At 68.3% G+C, this 16,262-nt stretch carries 12 protein-coding genes; 9 read left to right on the top strand and 3 right to left on the bottom strand.

Going from position 1 to position 16,262, the window contains the following annotated elements; translation table 11 throughout:
• Positions 1 to 23: 23 nt before the first annotated feature.
• Entirely contained in the window at positions 24 to 497 is a 474-nt protein-coding gene (locus tag DOL89_RS07750; RefSeq protein WP_162937378.1) for a gamma-glutamylcyclotransferase family protein, read from the top strand.
• 51 nt (positions 498 to 548) lie between these two features.
• Here the strand turns inward: DOL89_RS07750 and DOL89_RS07745 are convergent, their stop codons facing one another.
• Genes DOL89_RS07745 through DOL89_RS07735 form a run of 3 tightly spaced genes read right to left on the bottom strand, consistent with a single transcriptional unit; the run spans position 549 to position 7,336 of the window.
• The gene (locus tag DOL89_RS07745) at positions 549 to 1,478 is read right to left on the bottom strand and encodes a transglutaminase family protein (protein ID WP_119678620.1); all 930 of its coding nucleotides are present in this window, start codon (positions 1,476 to 1,478) and stop codon (positions 549 to 551) included.
• Entirely contained in the window at positions 1,456 to 4,023 is a 2,568-nt protein-coding gene (locus DOL89_RS07740) for a circularly permuted type 2 ATP-grasp protein (protein ID WP_225889943.1), read from the bottom strand. Before DOL89_RS07740 ends, DOL89_RS07745 begins: the two co-directional genes overlap by 23 nt.
• On the bottom strand, positions 4,016 to 7,336 hold the full coding sequence (locus tag DOL89_RS07735) for a transglutaminase family protein (RefSeq protein ID WP_119678619.1): 3,321 nt from the start codon (positions 7,334 to 7,336) through the stop codon (positions 4,016 to 4,018). The genes DOL89_RS07740 and DOL89_RS07735 overlap by 8 nt, the downstream gene beginning before the upstream one ends.
• Positions 7,337 to 7,663: 327 nt before the next feature.
• Here DOL89_RS07735 and DOL89_RS07730 point away from each other — a divergent pair, with 327 nt between their 5' ends.
• The 8 genes from DOL89_RS07730 to DOL89_RS07695 are packed head-to-tail and all read left to right on the top strand — an operon-like array spanning position 7,664 to position 15,895.
• Entirely contained in the window at positions 7,664 to 8,185 is a 522-nt protein-coding gene (locus tag DOL89_RS07730; RefSeq protein WP_119678618.1) for a flagellar basal body-associated FliL family protein, read from the top strand.
• Positions 8,186 to 8,226: 41 nt separating this feature from the next.
• Complete coding sequence (gene fliM / locus DOL89_RS07725; protein WP_119678617.1) at positions 8,227 to 9,300, top strand: flagellar motor switch protein FliM; 1,074 nt, start codon at positions 8,227 to 8,229, stop codon at positions 9,298 to 9,300.
• A complete protein-coding gene (locus DOL89_RS07720; RefSeq protein WP_119678616.1) occupies positions 9,297 to 9,779 on the top strand; it encodes a DUF6468 domain-containing protein in 483 nt (160 codons plus the stop codon). Before fliM ends, DOL89_RS07720 begins: the two co-directional genes overlap by 4 nt.
• Entirely contained in the window at positions 9,776 to 10,612 is an 837-nt protein-coding gene (locus DOL89_RS07715; protein ID WP_119678615.1) for a MotE family protein, read from the top strand. The genes DOL89_RS07720 and DOL89_RS07715 overlap by 4 nt, the downstream gene beginning before the upstream one ends.
• A 59-nt stretch (positions 10,613 to 10,671) precedes the next feature.
• Complete coding sequence (locus tag DOL89_RS07710) at positions 10,672 to 11,307, top strand: protein phosphatase CheZ (protein ID WP_225889942.1); 636 nt, start codon at positions 10,672 to 10,674, stop codon at positions 11,305 to 11,307.
• A gap of 21 nt (positions 11,308 to 11,328) precedes the next feature.
• Positions 11,329 to 12,036 carry a flagellar motor protein MotB gene (locus tag DOL89_RS07705; RefSeq protein ID WP_119678613.1) on the top strand — a complete coding sequence of 236 codons (708 nt, stop codon included), beginning with the start codon at positions 11,329 to 11,331 and terminating at the stop codon, positions 12,034 to 12,036.
• A complete protein-coding gene (locus DOL89_RS07700) occupies positions 12,033 to 12,779 on the top strand; it encodes an OmpA/MotB family protein (RefSeq protein WP_119678612.1) in 747 nt (248 codons plus the stop codon). Before DOL89_RS07705 ends, DOL89_RS07700 begins: the two co-directional genes overlap by 4 nt.
• Positions 12,776 to 15,895: a tetratricopeptide repeat protein gene (locus tag DOL89_RS07695; RefSeq protein ID WP_119678611.1), complete on the top strand. Its 3,120-nt coding sequence runs from the start codon at positions 12,776 to 12,778 to the stop codon at positions 15,893 to 15,895. The genes DOL89_RS07700 and DOL89_RS07695 overlap by 4 nt, the downstream gene beginning before the upstream one ends.
• Positions 15,896 to 16,262: the final 367 nt, after the last annotated feature.

The raw sequence follows: 16,262 nt of genomic DNA, 5'->3' as shown, positions 1-16,262 counted from the left end.
CGTTTCGTTACATGTTCCGCCCCATGTTGCTGTTCGCTTATGGCACTTTGCTCGACCCCGATGTGCGCAGGATCGTCCTGAATCGCCCAAGTCCGACGGCAGAAGCCACTCCGGCCATTCTGCACGGGCACAGGCGGGTGAGGGTGGAGGACGAGGTCTATCCCACTGTTCTGCCCGATCCAGGGGGGACGGTGGACGGGTTGCTCGTGCCGCTGCGGAGCGGGTGCGAAAGGGACCGTGTCCAGTTCTTCGAAGGGTTCGAACTGCTGCTTCGAGAGCATGTGGTGGCATGCGCCGTGCGTGGGCCGGTTACCGCCCTGGTCTGCACCGCCACGCCGGATATCCGCCATACGGGAGAGCCGTGGAGCCTTGAGGAGTGGCGGCGGCTGCATAAGCCGGATTATCTCGACGCCAGCACGGCCTACATGGATGGGTTCGGGACGCTGGGCATCGATGAAGTCCACCGCGTCTGGATAGAGAGCGGCAGGGGAGCCTAGCCCTCCGCCGCGGCGGCGCAGGATTGGAACCGGCGCGTCGAACCAGCCGAATTAGGCAATCTCCTCCACATCCACGGCCACGTCGACGGTATGGCTTCCGCCGCCGAGGATGACGCCGCGAAGCGGGCAGACGTCGTCATAGTCGCGGCCCCAGGCGACGGTGAGATGATCGAGCTCCACCAGGGTCGCGTTGGTAGGGTCCAGGTCCAGCCAGCCGAGACGGGGACCGCACCAGGCCTGGAGCCAGGCATGGCTGGCGTCCGCGCCCTGAAGCTTCATCTGGCCAGGCGGGGGCAGAGTGCGGAGATAGCCGCTCACATACCGCGCCGGCACGCCCATGACGCGCAGACAGCCGATCATCAGATGCGCAAAGTCCTGACAGACGCCGCAACGCTGCGCCAGCACCTCGGCCACCGGCGTGCTGACGGTGGTGGAACCGGCGCGGAAGGTGAACTCGCGGTGGATGCGCCGCATCAGGGCAATGGCAGCCTCCGCCACCGGGCGTCCCGGCAAGAAATCCTCCGCGGCATAGGCGGCCAGATCCGGGTTGGGCACCGGCACCCGCGGACTCTGCGCCAGGAACTCCGCGGCAGGGCCGTCCTCGATGGCGAGCGCCTGCACCTGCTCCCAGGGCGGGGTGTCGGCGGGGTCGAAGACGAGGCCAACGCGTACCTCGACGATCAGTTCGGAGGTTACGGTCAGGTTCTCATGCGGAACCTGGATGCTGGCATAGGTGGTCGGGTTGCCGAACCAGTCCAACCGTGCAATAGCCAACGCCGGCACCGGCCAAATGGTCAGGTTCGCGATGCCGCCCGTCTGTCGCGGATGCGGGCGCGGCGCCAGATGTGCCAGAAGCTGGGAGGACGTGACCATGTCCGCATAGGAATAGCGGGTCACATGGCGGCAGCGGTAGCGCACGCGCGCCGGCGCGGCCGCGGATGGCCCCAAGGCCGTCAGCTCATGTAGGTCGGGCGAAGACATGGGCGAAATAAGCCTGGGAAATGAGGTTGGAAATCTCAGGCAGCAGACGATGCAGCCTGTCCGTCATGGCGGCCAGCGCTGCCGGATCGCGGGCAGGGGCTGGATCACGGACCAGCCGTGCCGCAGCCTCGACAAGGCTTCGGGCCAGTTCGGTCGGGCTGACCCCGCTTTCCGACGCCGGCGCCGCCGGCAGGGCCGACAACATGCGTCCGACCTTGTCCAGTTGGAAGACGAGGGAGCGGGGATGCTCCGAGTCGGAGAGCAGCAGATCCAGCGCATGCTCCCGCCGCAGACCGGCTGGAAAACGCTCCCGATAGACGGTGGCCGCATCGGCCAGCTCCAACAGCACCTCCAGCGCCGGAGCAACGCGGGGAAGCGGGCGGACGATGCCAGTGCCGGCGAATGCGGTGGCAAGGCCGATGGCCCGCTCCAGCCGCCGGCCCATCACCATGAAGCGCCAGCCGGGCCCTCGGCTCATCCCGTCCTGCTCCAGCCCGGCCAGGGCGGACAGGCCGGTTGCAAGCTCATCCAGGCGGAGGTGTAGCCCGGCCGGGTCGGCGCGCAACGGGCGGCTGGCCTGACTGTTCATGGCGGACAGCAGGCGGTTGAAGTCCGGCGGAAGACGGTCGCGCACGCCCATGGCCGACCGGCGCAGCCGCTCGATGGCGGTGCGCAGCCCGCCGGGATTGGCCGGATCGCCGACGATCTCCAGCGCCTTGCGCATGCTGCGCGGCACGTCCCCCGGCGCGGCCTTGCCGACGGAGACGTCTGCGATGGCCATCGGCGCCATGCCCTGCACGCCCATGAGCCCCAGCAGGGGAACCAGCTCCTCCACCGCGCCGGGGCGGGTGTCGTCGGCCATGCGGGAGGTGGCGGCACGTAGAACCCGGACGGCAGCGTCCGCCCGCTCCGCATAGCGGCCGACCCAGAACAGGTGGTCGGCGGCGCGGGAGGGCAGGTCGCCCGGAACGGGTGCCGGCTCATGACGGCCGGCTTCGGGGCCGGACTGGCGGCGCATGGCCGGCGCGCAGGGCGCCCCGCCGACCACCCAGACATCCTTTGCCCCGGCTCCTTCCTGAAGCGACACGGCGGGATAGCGCGGGTCGGCGCTGATTCGGGCAAGGCCGCCCGGCATGGCGATCCAGCCGCGCTCGCTACCAGTTCCATTGGCGCACAGGAAGGCGCGCAGGACCAGGGGACGGGCATCCATTCTCCCGTCCTTCCAGACGGGAGCCGTGCTGGGCGTCATGGCGTCCTGCCCCACCCAGGCGCAGGGCCGTTGCCGGATGCGGTCCGCCATCTCCCCCCGCTCCTCGCGGGACAGATCGCGGCCATAGACGGCCTTGCCGGACACGGCGGAGAAGGCGGAGCGGAGCACCAGCTTGTCCATCCGCTCCGCCATGAGGCCGAGCTGCGTGGGGTTGCCGCCCCACAGCGTCGGCACGTCGGGAAGCATGGGGTCCTCGCCCAGCAGCCGGCGGCAGAGGGCGGGCATCCAGGGGATGAAGCTGGGGCTGTCCGTCAGGCCGGAGCCGAGGGCGTTCGCCACTGCCACATTTCCCGACCGCACGGCCTGGGTCAGGCCTGGGACGCCGATGGCGCTGTCGAGGCGGAGTTCCAGCGGGTCGCACCAGTCGTCATCGACGCGGCGCAGGATGACATCCACCCGCTCCAGCCCGGCCAGGGTCTTCAGATAGACGGTCTGGTCCCGTACGGTGAGGTCCGCCCCCTCGGCCAGGGTGAGGCCGAGATAGCGGGCGAGATAGGCATGCTCGAAATAGGCTTCGTTGAAAGGCCCCGGAGTCAGCAGCACGGCGCGGGCCGCGCCATCGGGGCCGGAGCGGCGGGGGGCGATACGCGCCAGTGTCGCCCGCACCGCCTCGAAGAAGGGAGCCAGCCGGTCGACATTGCAGGTGCGGAAGGCGTCTGCCTGGGTCTGGCTCATCACCACGCGATTTTCCAGCGCATAACCGGCGCCGGTGGGGGATTGGGTGCGGCTGGACAGCACCCGCCAGACCCCGTCGGGCCCGCGCACCAGATCGGCCGCGAACAGGACCAGCCGCATGCCGCCCGGCGGCGGGACCCCGTGGGCCGCGCGAAGGAAACCGGGATCGGCATAGACCAGCGAAGCCGGCAACACGCCCTCGCGCAGCAACCGCTGCGGCCCGTACACGTCGTCCAGCACCGCTTCCAGCAGGCGGGCGCGCTGGATCAGGCCGGCGGAGATCGTCCGCCACTCCTCCGCCGGAAGCAGCAGGGGCACCGGGTCCAATGGCCAGGGCCGCTCCAGCCCGCCATTCTCGGCATAGAAGTTGTAGGTGACGCCGTTCTGGGAGAGCAGGCGGCGCGCGAGGTCCCAGCGCGCCGCCATCTCTTCCGGCGCGAAGGGGCCATGGGCGGACAGGAAGCGTTGCCAATGCGGACGCAGCCGCCCCGTCCCGGTGACCATCTCATCCCAGACGGGACCGATGCCGTAGCCGATGCTGTCGGCCTCGCCGAAAAGGCTCGGCTGACCGTCCGTCAGTTGGTACGCAGGTTCAGCCAAGGCGCATGTCTAGGGTCAGAGGGAAGTCGGCGTTGCGGATTTCCGTCGGCGCGGTCATCGGACCCGGCGTATGCCCGAACGGGAAGAACCGCGCAAGCCGCCGCCCCTCCGCCTCGTTCGCATTCACCGGGAATGTGGTGAAGTTCCGGCCGCCCGGATGCGAGACGTGATAGGTGCAGCCGCCAACCGAACGGCCCGTCCAGGTATCGAGGATATCGAAGACCAGCGGGCTGTGCACCGGAATGGTGGGGTGCAGGGCAGTGGGCGGCTGCCACGCCCGGAACCGCACGCCGGCCACCATCTCCCCCTCCGTCCCGGTCGGGCGCAGCGGCACCAGCATGCCGTTGCAGGTGACAGCGTATCGGTCGCCGGCAGCGCCGGCGAGGCGAACCTGCAGGCGCTCCAGGCTGGCATCCACATAGCGCACGGTGCCGCCGCCGCCCGGCTCCTCGCCCAGCACATGCCAGGGCTCCAGCGCGGTGCGCAGCTCCAGCGTCATGCCGCGTTGCGCGACATGCCCTAGAACGGGGAAGCGGAAGGCGACATGGGGCGCGAACCAGGCCGGATCGAAGGCGTAGCCGGCGTTCCGCAGGTCGTCCACCACGTCCTGGATATCCTGGATCACGTAGTAGGGCAGCATGAAGCGGTCATGCAGCTCTGTGCCCCAGCGCACCAGCTTGCCTCGGTAGGGTTCTTTCCAGAACCAGGCGATCAGGGAACGCAGCAGGAGTTGCTGAACCAGACTCATCTGCGCGTGCGGCGGCATCTCGAAGCTGCGCAGCTCCAGTAGGCCGAGGCGGCCGGTGGAGCTGTCGGGGCTGTAGAGCTTGTCGATGCAGAACTCGGCCCGGTGGGTATTACCCTGCACGTCCACCAGAAGGTGGCGGAAGGCGCGGTCCACCAGCCAAGGCGGCGGGCTGCCCTGCCACTGGTCCAGCGTGCGGAAGGCGATCTCCAACTCGTACAGGCTGTCGTGCCGCGCCTCGTCCACGCGGGGATGCTGGCTGGTCGGACCGATGAACTGGGTGCTGAACAGGTAGGACAGGCCGGGGTGGTTCTGGAAATAGGTCAGCAGGGACCGCAGCAGGTTAGGCCGGCGCAGGAACGGGCTGTCGGCCGGGGTCGGGCCGCCCACCACGATGTGGTTGCCGCCGCCGGTGCCGACATGCTTGCCGTCCAGCGCGAACTTTTCCGTCCCCAGCCGGGTCTGGCGCGCATCCTCGTACAGGGTGGTGATGGTGTGGGTCAGCTCTTCCCAATTGTGGGCGGGGTGGATATTCACCTCGATCACGCCGGGGTCGGGCGTCACGGCAATGGAATTCAGGCGCGGGTCGCGCGGCGGGCCGTAGCCCTCCAGCACCACCGGCATGTCCAGCTCGACCGCCGTGGCCTCGATATGGGCCATCAGCTCGATCCAGTCCTCCAGATGGCTGGCGGGCGGGATGAAGACATAGAGGCGGCCGTCGCGCGGCTCCACGCAGATAGCCGTGCGCACCACCCACCAGGCGCTCTCCCCCCGCTCCGGCACGTCCGCGCGGACATCGGCCATGCGCCGCTCCGGTGTAACCCCCTCCGTCCGGCCCAGATGCAGGGCAAGTTGGGAGTTCAGCTCATCCCGGGACGGCAGCGGGCCGCGGTAATCGAACGGGTCCTGCTCCGGCGCGTGGGGATAATCGGCCTCCGCCACCCAGGGCAGGGAACCCAGCGGAAGTCGGTAGCCGATGGGGCTGTCGCCCGGCGCCAGCAGCAGGCGGTCCGTGCGCATCGGCCAGGGGCTGGACAGCCAGACCGGGCCGGATGCCTCATGCCGGCGGTTCAGCGGCAGGGCGTAGCCGATGGCGCGGTCCAGCCCCTGCTCGAATACCTTGGCCAGCCGTGCCCGCTCCTCCTCATTGTCCAGCTTGGCGTCGAACGGGTCCACATTCACGGGCAGTTTGCGTTCCCGCTGGATGTAGTGCCAGGGGTCCTCGAAGGCCGGGCGGGCGAGGTCGCCGGGTACCCCCAGCCGCTCCGCCAGCCGGGTGATGAAGCGCTGGGCGTGGTCGACGCCGAAGCCGTAGTTCCTGCGCTCATCCGCCTGGTACTCGGCATGGGTCCAGAGCGCATCCCCGTCGCGGCGCCAGTAGAGCTGGAGCGCCCAGCGGGGCAGGCTTTCCCCCGGATACCATTTGCCCTGACCGAAATGCAGCAGGCCGCCGGGAGCGAAGCGGGCCTTCAGCCGGCGGATCAGGTCGCCGGCCAGCAGGCGCTTGGTCGGACCCTGGGCCGCCACCGTCCACTCCGCCCCGTCCATGTCATCAATGGATACGAAGGTGGGTTCGCCGCCCATGGTCAGGCGGATATCCTCCTCCACGATCTCCCGGTCGACCTGACGGCCTAGCTGGTCGATGGCGGCCCATTGCTCGTTGCTGTAGGGCTTGGTGGTCCGCGGCTCTTCCCGGATGCGGGTCACCGACATCTCATGATGGAACTCGACCTCGCACTGTTCCAGGGCGCCGGACACGGGAGAGGCGGAGAAGGGGTCGGGAGTGGCGGCGACGGGGATGTGCCCTTCGCCCGCCATCAGGCCGGAGGTGGGGTCGAGCCCGATCCAGCCGGCCCCGGGCAGGTAGACCTCCGCCCAGGCATGCAGGTCGGTGAAGTCGGCGCTGGGCCCCTCGGGACCCTCCAGCGGCTTCTGGTCGGGCGTGAGCTGGATCAGATAGCCGGACACGAAGCGGGCAGCGAGGCCCATGTGGCGCAGCACCTGCACAAGCAGCCAAGCGGAGTCGCGGCAGGAGCCGGTACCGAGCTCCAACGTCTCTTCAGGAGACTGCACCCCCGGTTCCAACCGGATCACATAGCCGACACTTCCCTGGACCTTCTGGTTCAGGCCCACCAGGAAGTCGACGGTCGCGGTCTTATTACGCTCGATGGCGGACAGAAGCCGCGCCAGTCCGGGTCCCGGCTCCTCCGCCTCCAGGAACGGCTTCAGGTCCTTCTCCAGCAGCGTGTCGTAGGTGAAGGGCCAGTGCTCCGCCCCCGGCTCCAGGAAGAAGTCGAAGGGGTTGATCGCGGCCATATCGGCGACCAGATCGACTTCCAGCGTGAACTCGGTCGTCTTGTCCGGGAAGACGAAGCGGGCCAGCCAATTGGACTGCGGGTCCTGCTGCCAGTTCAGGAAGTGGTTCTTGGGCGTTACTTTCAGGGAATAGGACAGGATCGGCGTGCGGCAGTGTGGGGCCGGACGAAGCCGGACCACCTGTGGCCCCAGACTCACGGACCGGTCGTAGCGGTAGACCGTTTTGTGATTGAGTGCCACGTGAATTCCCATGCCGCGCTCCTCCTGCTGATTGTCCCGCCGCCCCTCGGACGGCGCAGAGTAACACCAGCCCAACAGGCGGGTAAGCGTGCATTGCACAACACGAGTTGCATTCCGGCCCGTTCCGTTTCCGGCAGTGCGGCATGGGGGACTCACCTGCCGCTGTTCTTTGCCGGTCCCCCTCGAAATTGTTGAAAGCCCTTGTTAACCACCCCATGATTAGGTGGTACCGCATTCGTGCGTGGTGGGTGCTGGCCGGTTCACGGGGACCGGAACGGCCGGTTCGCCGCGGAACGGCATTCCGATGCGGCATGGGGACGGGGACAGGGCGGTGAAGCCATGACGGCGATTGAGACGGATGGCGGCGGGATCACCGATCAGGACATTCCGCGCAAGAAGCTCAGCGGAAAGAAGATCGTCCTCTTCATCGTGCTGCCGCTGCTGATCGTGATCGGCGGCGGCGCTGCCGTATTCTTCTCGGGGCTGCTCGGCGGACATGCCGGGGAGCATGGGGAAGAGCACGCAGAGCAGCCTGCCGCGCCGGCCTATACCGGCCCGCCGGTCTTCCTGCCCATGGAAGAGATCCTGGTCAATCTGAATACCCAGGAGCGGCGGCCGGTCTTCCTCAAGCTCAACATCACACTGGAGTTGATGCGGCCGGAGGATCAGGCGGCGATCCAGGGCGTCATGCCCCGGATCGTGGACACCTTCCAGGTCTATCTGCGTGAGCTGAGGCCCGATGATCTGCGCGGCTCCGCCGGGCTGTACCGGCTGCGGGAGGAACTGCAGATGCGCGTCAACGCCGCTGCCCACCCGGTCCGGATCAAGGACGTGCTGATCAACGAATTCCTGGTGCAATGAGCGTGTCGCGACCGACGCTTCGGAGAGGGTGAGGGGAGCAGATGGCGGACCCGCAGGAGCTCAGCGAGGAAGAACGCATGGCCGCCGAATGGGCGGCCCTGGCGGATGAGGGCGGCGACGGCTTCGGCGACATGGGCGGCGGCGGGGCAACGCGCGTCCTGAACCAGGACGAGATCGACAGCCTTCTCGGCTTCGACAGCGACGGCAACGGCGACGGCGACAACACCGGCGTGATGGCGCTGGTGAACTCGGCGCTGGTGAATTACGAACGCCTGCCCATGCTGGAGGTGGTCTTCGACCGCCTCGTCCGCATGATGTCGACGAGCCTGCGCAACTTCACCAGCGACAATGTCGAGGTCAGCCTGGACCAGATCAGCTCGGTCCGGTTCGGCGACTACCTGAACTCCATTCCGCTGCCCGCCATGCTGGCCGTGTTCAAGGCGGAGGAGTGGGACAATTACGGCCTGATGGTCATCGACTCCGCGCTGATCTACTCCATCGTGGACGTGCTGCTGGGCGGGCGGCGCGGCACCGCGGCGATGCGCATCGAAGGCCGGCCCTACACCACCATCGAGCGCAATCTGGTCGAGCGCATGGTGCATGTGGTCCTGTCCGACCTGTCCGCCGCCTTCGACCCGCTTTCGCCGGTGACCTTCCGCTTCGACCGGCTGGAGACGAATCCCCGCTTCGCCACCATCGCCCGGCAGGCCAACGCCGCCGTACTGGTCAAGCTGCGCATCGACATGGAGGACCGCGGCGGCCGGCTGGAGCTGCTGATCCCCTATGCCACGCTGGAGCCGGTGCGCGAGCTGCTGTTGCAGATGTTCATGGGCGAGAAGTTCGGTCGCGACAGCATCTGGGAAACCCACCTCGCGTCCGAGCTGTGGAGCACGGACATTCACCTCTCCGCCGTGCTGGACGAGATCGTGCTGCCGCTGAACGAGGTGCTGTCCTGGCGCGTCGGGAGCCGCGTGCTGCTGAATGTGGCGCCGGACGACACCATCGACCTCCGCTGCGGGGACGTGCCCATGTTCCTTGGCCGAATGGGCCGCAAGGGCGGAAACATTGCCGTGCGCATCGACAAGGAAGCGCCGAAGCCTGAGGGGCAGCCATGATGCCGGGCGTCATTTCCATCCTGCTGGATCTGGTGGTGATCTGTCTGCTGATCGCCACCATCGTCTATGCCATCCGCCTGAACCGGCAGCTTACCGCCGTGAAGGAGAGCCGGTCCGAGCTGGAAGGTCTGGTGAAGGGCTTCGCCGAGGCAACGGCGCAGGCGGAAGCCGGCGTCAAGGGTATGCGCAGGGCCGCCAGCGAATCCGGTGAACTGCTCCAGTCCCAAATCCTGAAGGCCCAGGATTTGAAGGAGGAGCTGGAGATCATCGTGCAGTCCGCCGATGGCCTCGCCAACCGTCTGGAGGCGGCCAGCGGCAAGGCGCGGCAGGCGGCGATGTCGGCGCAGAGCCCGGCGCCCGCTCCGGTTCCGCCGGCCCCGCCCGCCCGTCTGGCGCCGGGGCCGTCCGCCAATGCGGCGGAGCCCCGGTCCAAGGCGGAAAAGGAACTGCTCCAGGCGCTGGAGAACCTGCGCCAATGACCCGCGACGCGCAGACCTCGTCCAGGACTGTCCCCGCCGCTGCGGCCCGCCCGCCCGTGCGGGCCAAGCAGCCGGTCCGCAAGGCCGCCAAGGCATCGGAGAAAGCGCCGCGCCGGAGGTTTTCCCTTCGGCCACGACTGATTCCGGCGACGATTTTCGCGGCCGTGCTGCTGCTGGGCGCGCGGGTCGGCGATATCTGGACCGCGGTGGCTACGGGCGGCGAGTTTCCTGATGTGGCGCGCGTGGTTGCCAGCCAGCAGGTAACCGAAGGTCTGCCGCCATTGCGGCCTGCGCCGGCCGAAGCTGCTCCTGTCCAGGTGGCGGAAGCGCCGGCCGCCCAGCCGGCCGCCGAGAAGCCCCCTGCCGCCGCACAGCCCGCACCGGCGCCTGCCGCCGCTCCGCAGCCGGAACGCTCCTTCAACCCGTCGGAGGTGGAGCTGCTGCAACGGCTTCAGGAGCGCCGGGAGCAGTTGGATGCGCGCGCCCGCGAGCTGGACCAGAGAGAGGCGCTGGTTCAGGTCGCGGAGCAGCGTCTGAACCAGAAGATCGGCGAGCTGGACGCGCTGAAGGCCGAAATCGGAAAGCTGATCCAGCAGGTGAATGAGCAGGAGCAGGCTCAGCTCGACAGTCTGGTCAAGATCTACGAGACCATGAAGCCGAAGGAGGCTGCGGCCGTCTTCGAGCAACTGGGCGACGATGTGCTTCTGGATGTCATCGGCCGCATGCGTGAAAGCAAGCTGGCCCCCATCTTCGGCGCAATGGACCCGGCCAGGGCCAGCAAGATCACGGCCCTGCGCGCCGCCCGCACGAATCTTCCGGCGCTTCCGCAATGACAGTCCGCCGGCCCCCGTCCTTCCAGATCCCAATCTCCGCCCCGAGAAGTGAGTAGATCATGCGATCCGCCGATCCCGCCCTGCAGGACATGCTCGACACCGCCCGCGTTCAGGCGAAGGTCCCGCTCACCCGCGAGGAGGTGGCGGGCATCGTCAGCTCCGTGATCGCCTCCATGGGCGGCGATGTCGGGCAGCAGGAACTGAAGGTCTATGCCGAGTTGGAGGCGCTGGCGCGCTACATCAACAATGCCAAGCGCGAGATCGCGGAACTGCATCCGGCCGACATCCACTCCGAGCATATTCCGCGCGCGACCGATGAGTTGGACGCGGTCGTCACCCATACTGAGGAGGCCACCAACCGCATCATGGATGCCTGCGACCAGATCATGGCGCTGGCGGGCGATGCACCGGCCGAGACCTCTGCGAAGCTGATGGACGTCACCACGGGCATCTACGAGGCCTGCAACTTCCAGGACATTACCGGCCAGCGCATCACCAAGGTAGTCCGCGCGCTGAAGCATATCGAGGCCAAGGTCGAGGCCATGCTGCTCGCCATGGGGGAGGAGGTGCAGCAGCGCCATCCCAATGTGGCGGAAGAGGTCAAGAAGGACGACGAGGACAAGTTCCTGCTCCACGGCCCGCAACTCAGCGGGGCCGGGGTGGACCAGGCCTTCATCGACAGCCTGTTCGACTGACCCGACGACCGGCGGGCGGGAATGTTCGGATCGCAGGACAGTACAACTGGACAAGGCATCGGACCGGCGGGCAATCCGCCGGGCGGCGAGGGGGATGGCTCGTCCGGGCTGATCCAGTATCTGGCCGTTTTCATCCTGCTGCTGGGCTTCTTCATCCTGATGAATGCGCTTTCCCGGTTCGAGGAGGCGAAGGTCGGCGACGTGCTGGAAAGCGTGGAAGCGGCATTCGCCCGCGGAGAAGGCGCTGAGGACCCGTCGGGCGACCGCTTCCGGGCCGGATCTCTGGCAGAGGCGGCCACGGCGGTGCGGGAACTTGGCGAACTGATCCTGGCGGAGATACCGCTGGCCAAGCTTGCTCCGGATTCCGATGGGCGCACTCTCGTCCTGGAAATGCCGGCTACGGAGCTGCTCCTGGATGGAAGCGGGCAGCAGACCGTGCGTGAGGACCGGGTGGCGCTGCTGAGCCGCGTGGCAGGAATTCTGCTTCCGCGTGCGGGCGGAGTGCAGGTGCGGCTGGAGGCGCTTCTCGCGGCGGGGGGCGATCCGGACGCCAGGGTCGGGCAGATCGACGGGGCCGGAGCCATCGCCCGCGGACTGGTCCATCATGGCGCGCCCGCCGGTGCGCTGACGGTCGGGATGGAGGCTGGACCGTCGGGCCGACTGCGCCTGCTGTTCACCCTGACCGCCGCCGGCCGTGCGATCTCTCTTACGCCGGAGGCCGGGTCATGAGCGCTGCCGCCGGAATTCCGGGCTTCGGACGTCTGATCCCTGGCGGGAGCGGCCCGGCGGGACGCGCTTGGCTGGTGACTTTCACCGATCTGGTCTGCCTGCTGCTGACCTTCTTCGTCATGCTGTTCGCCATGTCGGAGCCTGACCCACGGCGATATGCAGCCTTCGCCCAGGGACTGCCCGGCGAAGCCGCGCCCCGGCAGGATGGCGAGGCCACTCCCCGCACGGCTTTCAATGCCGAGGGAACGGACCGGGAGCAGGCGATCGACCTGGGCTATCTCGGCCGGGTATTCGAAAGCCAGATGGCCGGGCGTGCGGAACTGGCCAATGTGCGGATGACCCGGCGTGAGGACCATATCGTGCTGGCCCTTCCGTCGGACCTTTTGTTCACCTCCGACTCCGCCGAGCTGTCGCCGGCGGGGCGGCGCGCGGTCTTCCTGCTGGGCGGTATTGCGGCCAATCTCGGCAATGCGGTGGATGTGGTCGGTCATGCCGATCCGGCCACGCCCGGCCCGCGCTGGCCCTCCAACTGGGAGCTGTCGCTTGCACGCGCCGGTGCGGTGGCGGATGCGCTGGCCGACGCCGGATATCAGCGCGACATCACCGTCCGCGGCCAGGGCGATGCAGCGTTCGGCGAGGTCGCACCCTGGCTTCCGGAGGTCCGACGGCGCGAGCTGGCGCGGCGCGTGGACCTGATCGTGCGGGAGCATCGTGCGAGCGGAGAACAGGGGGGCCTGCCATGAACCGCCGGCCATTGACCGACGCCTTCGCGGCCCTGCTGCTTGCCGCGACTTTCCTGACCCCGCCCGCGATGGCTCAGGAAGCCGCCCCGGCGGAGGCCGCCGCGACTGAAATCCCGACCGTGCCTGTGCGGGCCGGCATCCATCCGGCCTATGCGCGTCTGGTATTCGACTGGAATACTCCGGTGCCCCATGTCATCGAGCGGAATGGCGACCGGGTTACGGTCCGGTTCGCCGCTCCTGGACGGGCTGACCTGGCGCGGGCGCGCCGGATCAATCCGCCACGCGTAGCCGATCTGACGGCGGAAGACTCATCCGAGCAGGGGATGGCGGTGTCCTTCACGGTACCGCCTGGAGCGGTGCTGAAGGACTTCCGCAACGGCACGCGGCTGGTGATCGACGTTTCCGACCCGCCGCCCTCCGCCAGGGCGGCCGCCGCGCCGCAGCCGCCCGCGGCGGAAGCTGCGGAACCCGCCCCGGCGGCGCAGCCGGCCGCGTCGGCCGCCGCGGCTGCTAAACCATCAGGATCGGCGTCGGAAGACGTCCCGCTGTACAAGATTCCGGGCCGCGGCTCCGGAACGGAGGAAGCGCAGGAAGCTGCCCGGCAGCAGGCGGCGGAGCCGCAGCAGGCCCGGCCCGTCGTCGCGGACCGCACGCCGCAACCGCTTGCGCCGGCCCAGGAGACGCCGCAGGAGCCTTCCGCGCCTCCGCCTTCCCCCCCGCAGCCGGCAGCGGCGGCGATCCGGACGGAAACAGCGCCGCCCGCACACTCCGCCGCACAGATTGTTTTCGATCCGCGCAAGCCCACCGCCGCTGTGATGTTCGAGCGCGCGGGCTGGTTCTATGTGCTGTTCGACCGCGTCGTGGATGCACAGCCCTCGGGTCCGGCCCTCGGCGGTTTCACCGGGACCGTCGAAAAGGTGGAGCTGGAAGAGGGGAGCGGCTATCGCCTGGCGCTGCCGCCGCTGGCGGTTCCACGGGTGGAGCGCGACGGAACCCGTTGGAGCATTTCGTTGGAGCAGGCCGACGCAACCGGAGGTCCGGCCAGCATCAATGTCCGCCCGGACCCGGACTTCGCCCTCGGCGCACGCGTTGTCATCGCGGCGGAGGAGGCGGACACGATCCTCCGCTTCCAGGACCCTGTCGTCGGGGATGTGCTTCATCTGGTTCCGCTTCCGGTCGCTGGACAGCGCCTCGCCGAACCGAGGCGGTTCCGCGAGGCGGAGTTGCTGCCGACGGTGCAGGGTCTGGCGATCCGACCGCTTGATGACCGGCTGGAGGTCCGCGCGGTGCGGGAGGGCGTGGACATGACCGTGCCCGGCGGGCTGCGCCTGTCACCGGAGGAGGACGCGCTGACGGCCAATCCCCCGGTCGTCGCGGCTGAGCCCGAGGCTCTGTTCGACTTCGACAGGTGGGGCAGGGTGGCTGCCAAGGACATGATCCCGACTCGGCAGGTGCTGTGGCAGCGGGAAACCGAAGCGCCGGCGGAGCTGCGCGATAAGGCGCGGCTCGACCTCGCCCGGTTCTACGCCGCCAATGGTTTCGGTACGGAAGCCCTGGCCATGCTGAGTCTGGTCCAGCAGGAGCAGCCCGATATTGACCGGCGGCCGGAGTTCCTGGCCGTCAGGGGCGTGGGGCGGGCGCTGACAGGCGACATCCAGGGCGCGCAGCAGGATTTGTCAGCACGGGACCTGGGCGGAGAGCCGGATGCGGATCTCTGGCGGGCCATGGCCGCATCAAAGGCGGGCGACCATGCGCTGGCCCACCGCCTGTTCACGGCACGGCGCGACCGCCTGGATAGCTTCCCGGACCCCTTCTTCACCCGTATCGCCATGGCTGCGGTGGATAGCGCGCTGGCACAGGGAGCCGTGGAAACGGCGGCCCTGTTGACCGATCGGCTGGTGAAGCGCGGCGCCGAGGACGGTTCGGATGCGAACCATGTCCGGTATCGCCGCGCCAGGGTGCAGCAGGCGCTGGGGGACACGGCGAAGGCCAAGAAGACGCTGGCCGGGCTGGCGGCGGGCGATGACCGGTTGAACCGGACCCTTGCCACGCGCGACCTGATCGAGCTGCGTCTCGGCGATGGCGAGATCACGGCGCAGCAGGCGGCTGAGGAATACGAAAAACTCCGCTTCGCCTGGCGCGGCGACGGGCTTGAACTGGCGATCCAGCGCCGGCTCGGGGAGATGCATGTGCTGGCCGGCAACTACGCCCAGGCCTTCGACACCATGCGCCGTACCATCTCGCTCTTCCCCGATGATCCGCAGGCGGCGGAGATCGCGAACCAGATGACCGGCACCTTCACGGACCTGTTCCTGAAGGACGGCGCGGCGCACCTCTCACCGCTGGAGGCGCTGTCCCTCTATGAGCAGTACCGGGAGCTGACCCCGCCGGGCGCGGATGGCGACCGGATCATTCGTCGGCTGGCCGAGCGTCTGGTGGAAATCGACCTGCTGGACAGGGCTGCGGAGCTTCTGGACCGGCAGGTGCAGTTCCGGCTGAGCGGCGCGGAAAAGGCGAAGGTCGGCGCACGGTTGGCGGCGATCCGCCTGCTCGACAACAGGCCGGATGACGCGCTCACGGCTCTGGACAAAAGCAACGCGCCCGATCTGCCGCCCTCGCTGGAGGAGGAGCGGCGGTTGTTGCGGGCGCGGGCCCTGTCGCGCACCGGCAGAGGCGCGGATGCGGTGCAGCTCCTGGCAGCCGACAGCTCCAGGCCGGCGGCCCTGCTGCGGATCGACATCGCGTGGCGGGATAAGCAGTGGCCAGCCGCGGCGCAGGCGCTGGCGGATGTCATCGGTCCTCCGCCAGCGGACGGCACGAAAATCCCGGCCGAGACGGCGAAACTGGTTGTGAACCAGGCGGTGGCACTGTCGCTGGCCCAGGACGATGCCGGGCTGGCGACCCTGCGCGACCGGTTCGGACCCGCGATGGGAGAGACGGCCGAAGCGCAGATGTTCACCGTACTGACCCGGCCGGGCGAACCGGCGGGGCTGGTGGACCTGAACAGCATTCAGGCCCGGATGGCGGAGATCGATACGTTCCGAAGCTTCCTGGACGGCTACAGGACCCGGCAGGAGGCATCCGCCGTGCCGCCCAGCGGACCGCTGGGAAACTGACGCCAGGGAAGGGCGCGGCTACCGGTCCCGGCAGCGGAGCGGGCGTGGAGTCCGCTGGGGGCTGACAAGGTTGGCAATCTCGAACAGTAGGAAGCCCTGATCCTCGTCCGGATCAAGGGCGGGGCGTTCAGGATGCTGTGCGAGGTACTTCCTGTACCGGCTCAGCCGCTCTTCCTTGGCGTCCGATCGCCACGGGGTGCGTTCAAAGAGAGATGTCTCAACCATCTTTGACCAGTGTCCCACCCGTTGGAGTGAGGCAATGATTGGTTAAGCAAATGACAGTGTAAAGACCAGAGTACGTCAATATGTTTACAAGTAGCTGCGAACTGGAGGTAACCATCTGCCGGTCGCAGGAGAGATCAAGATA

Source organism: Indioceanicola profundi (assembly GCF_003568845.1).
GTDB classification, from domain to species: Bacteria; Pseudomonadota; Alphaproteobacteria; order Azospirillales; family Azospirillaceae; genus Indioceanicola; species Indioceanicola profundi.
This window is presented reverse-complemented; position numbering and strand designations above follow the sequence as displayed.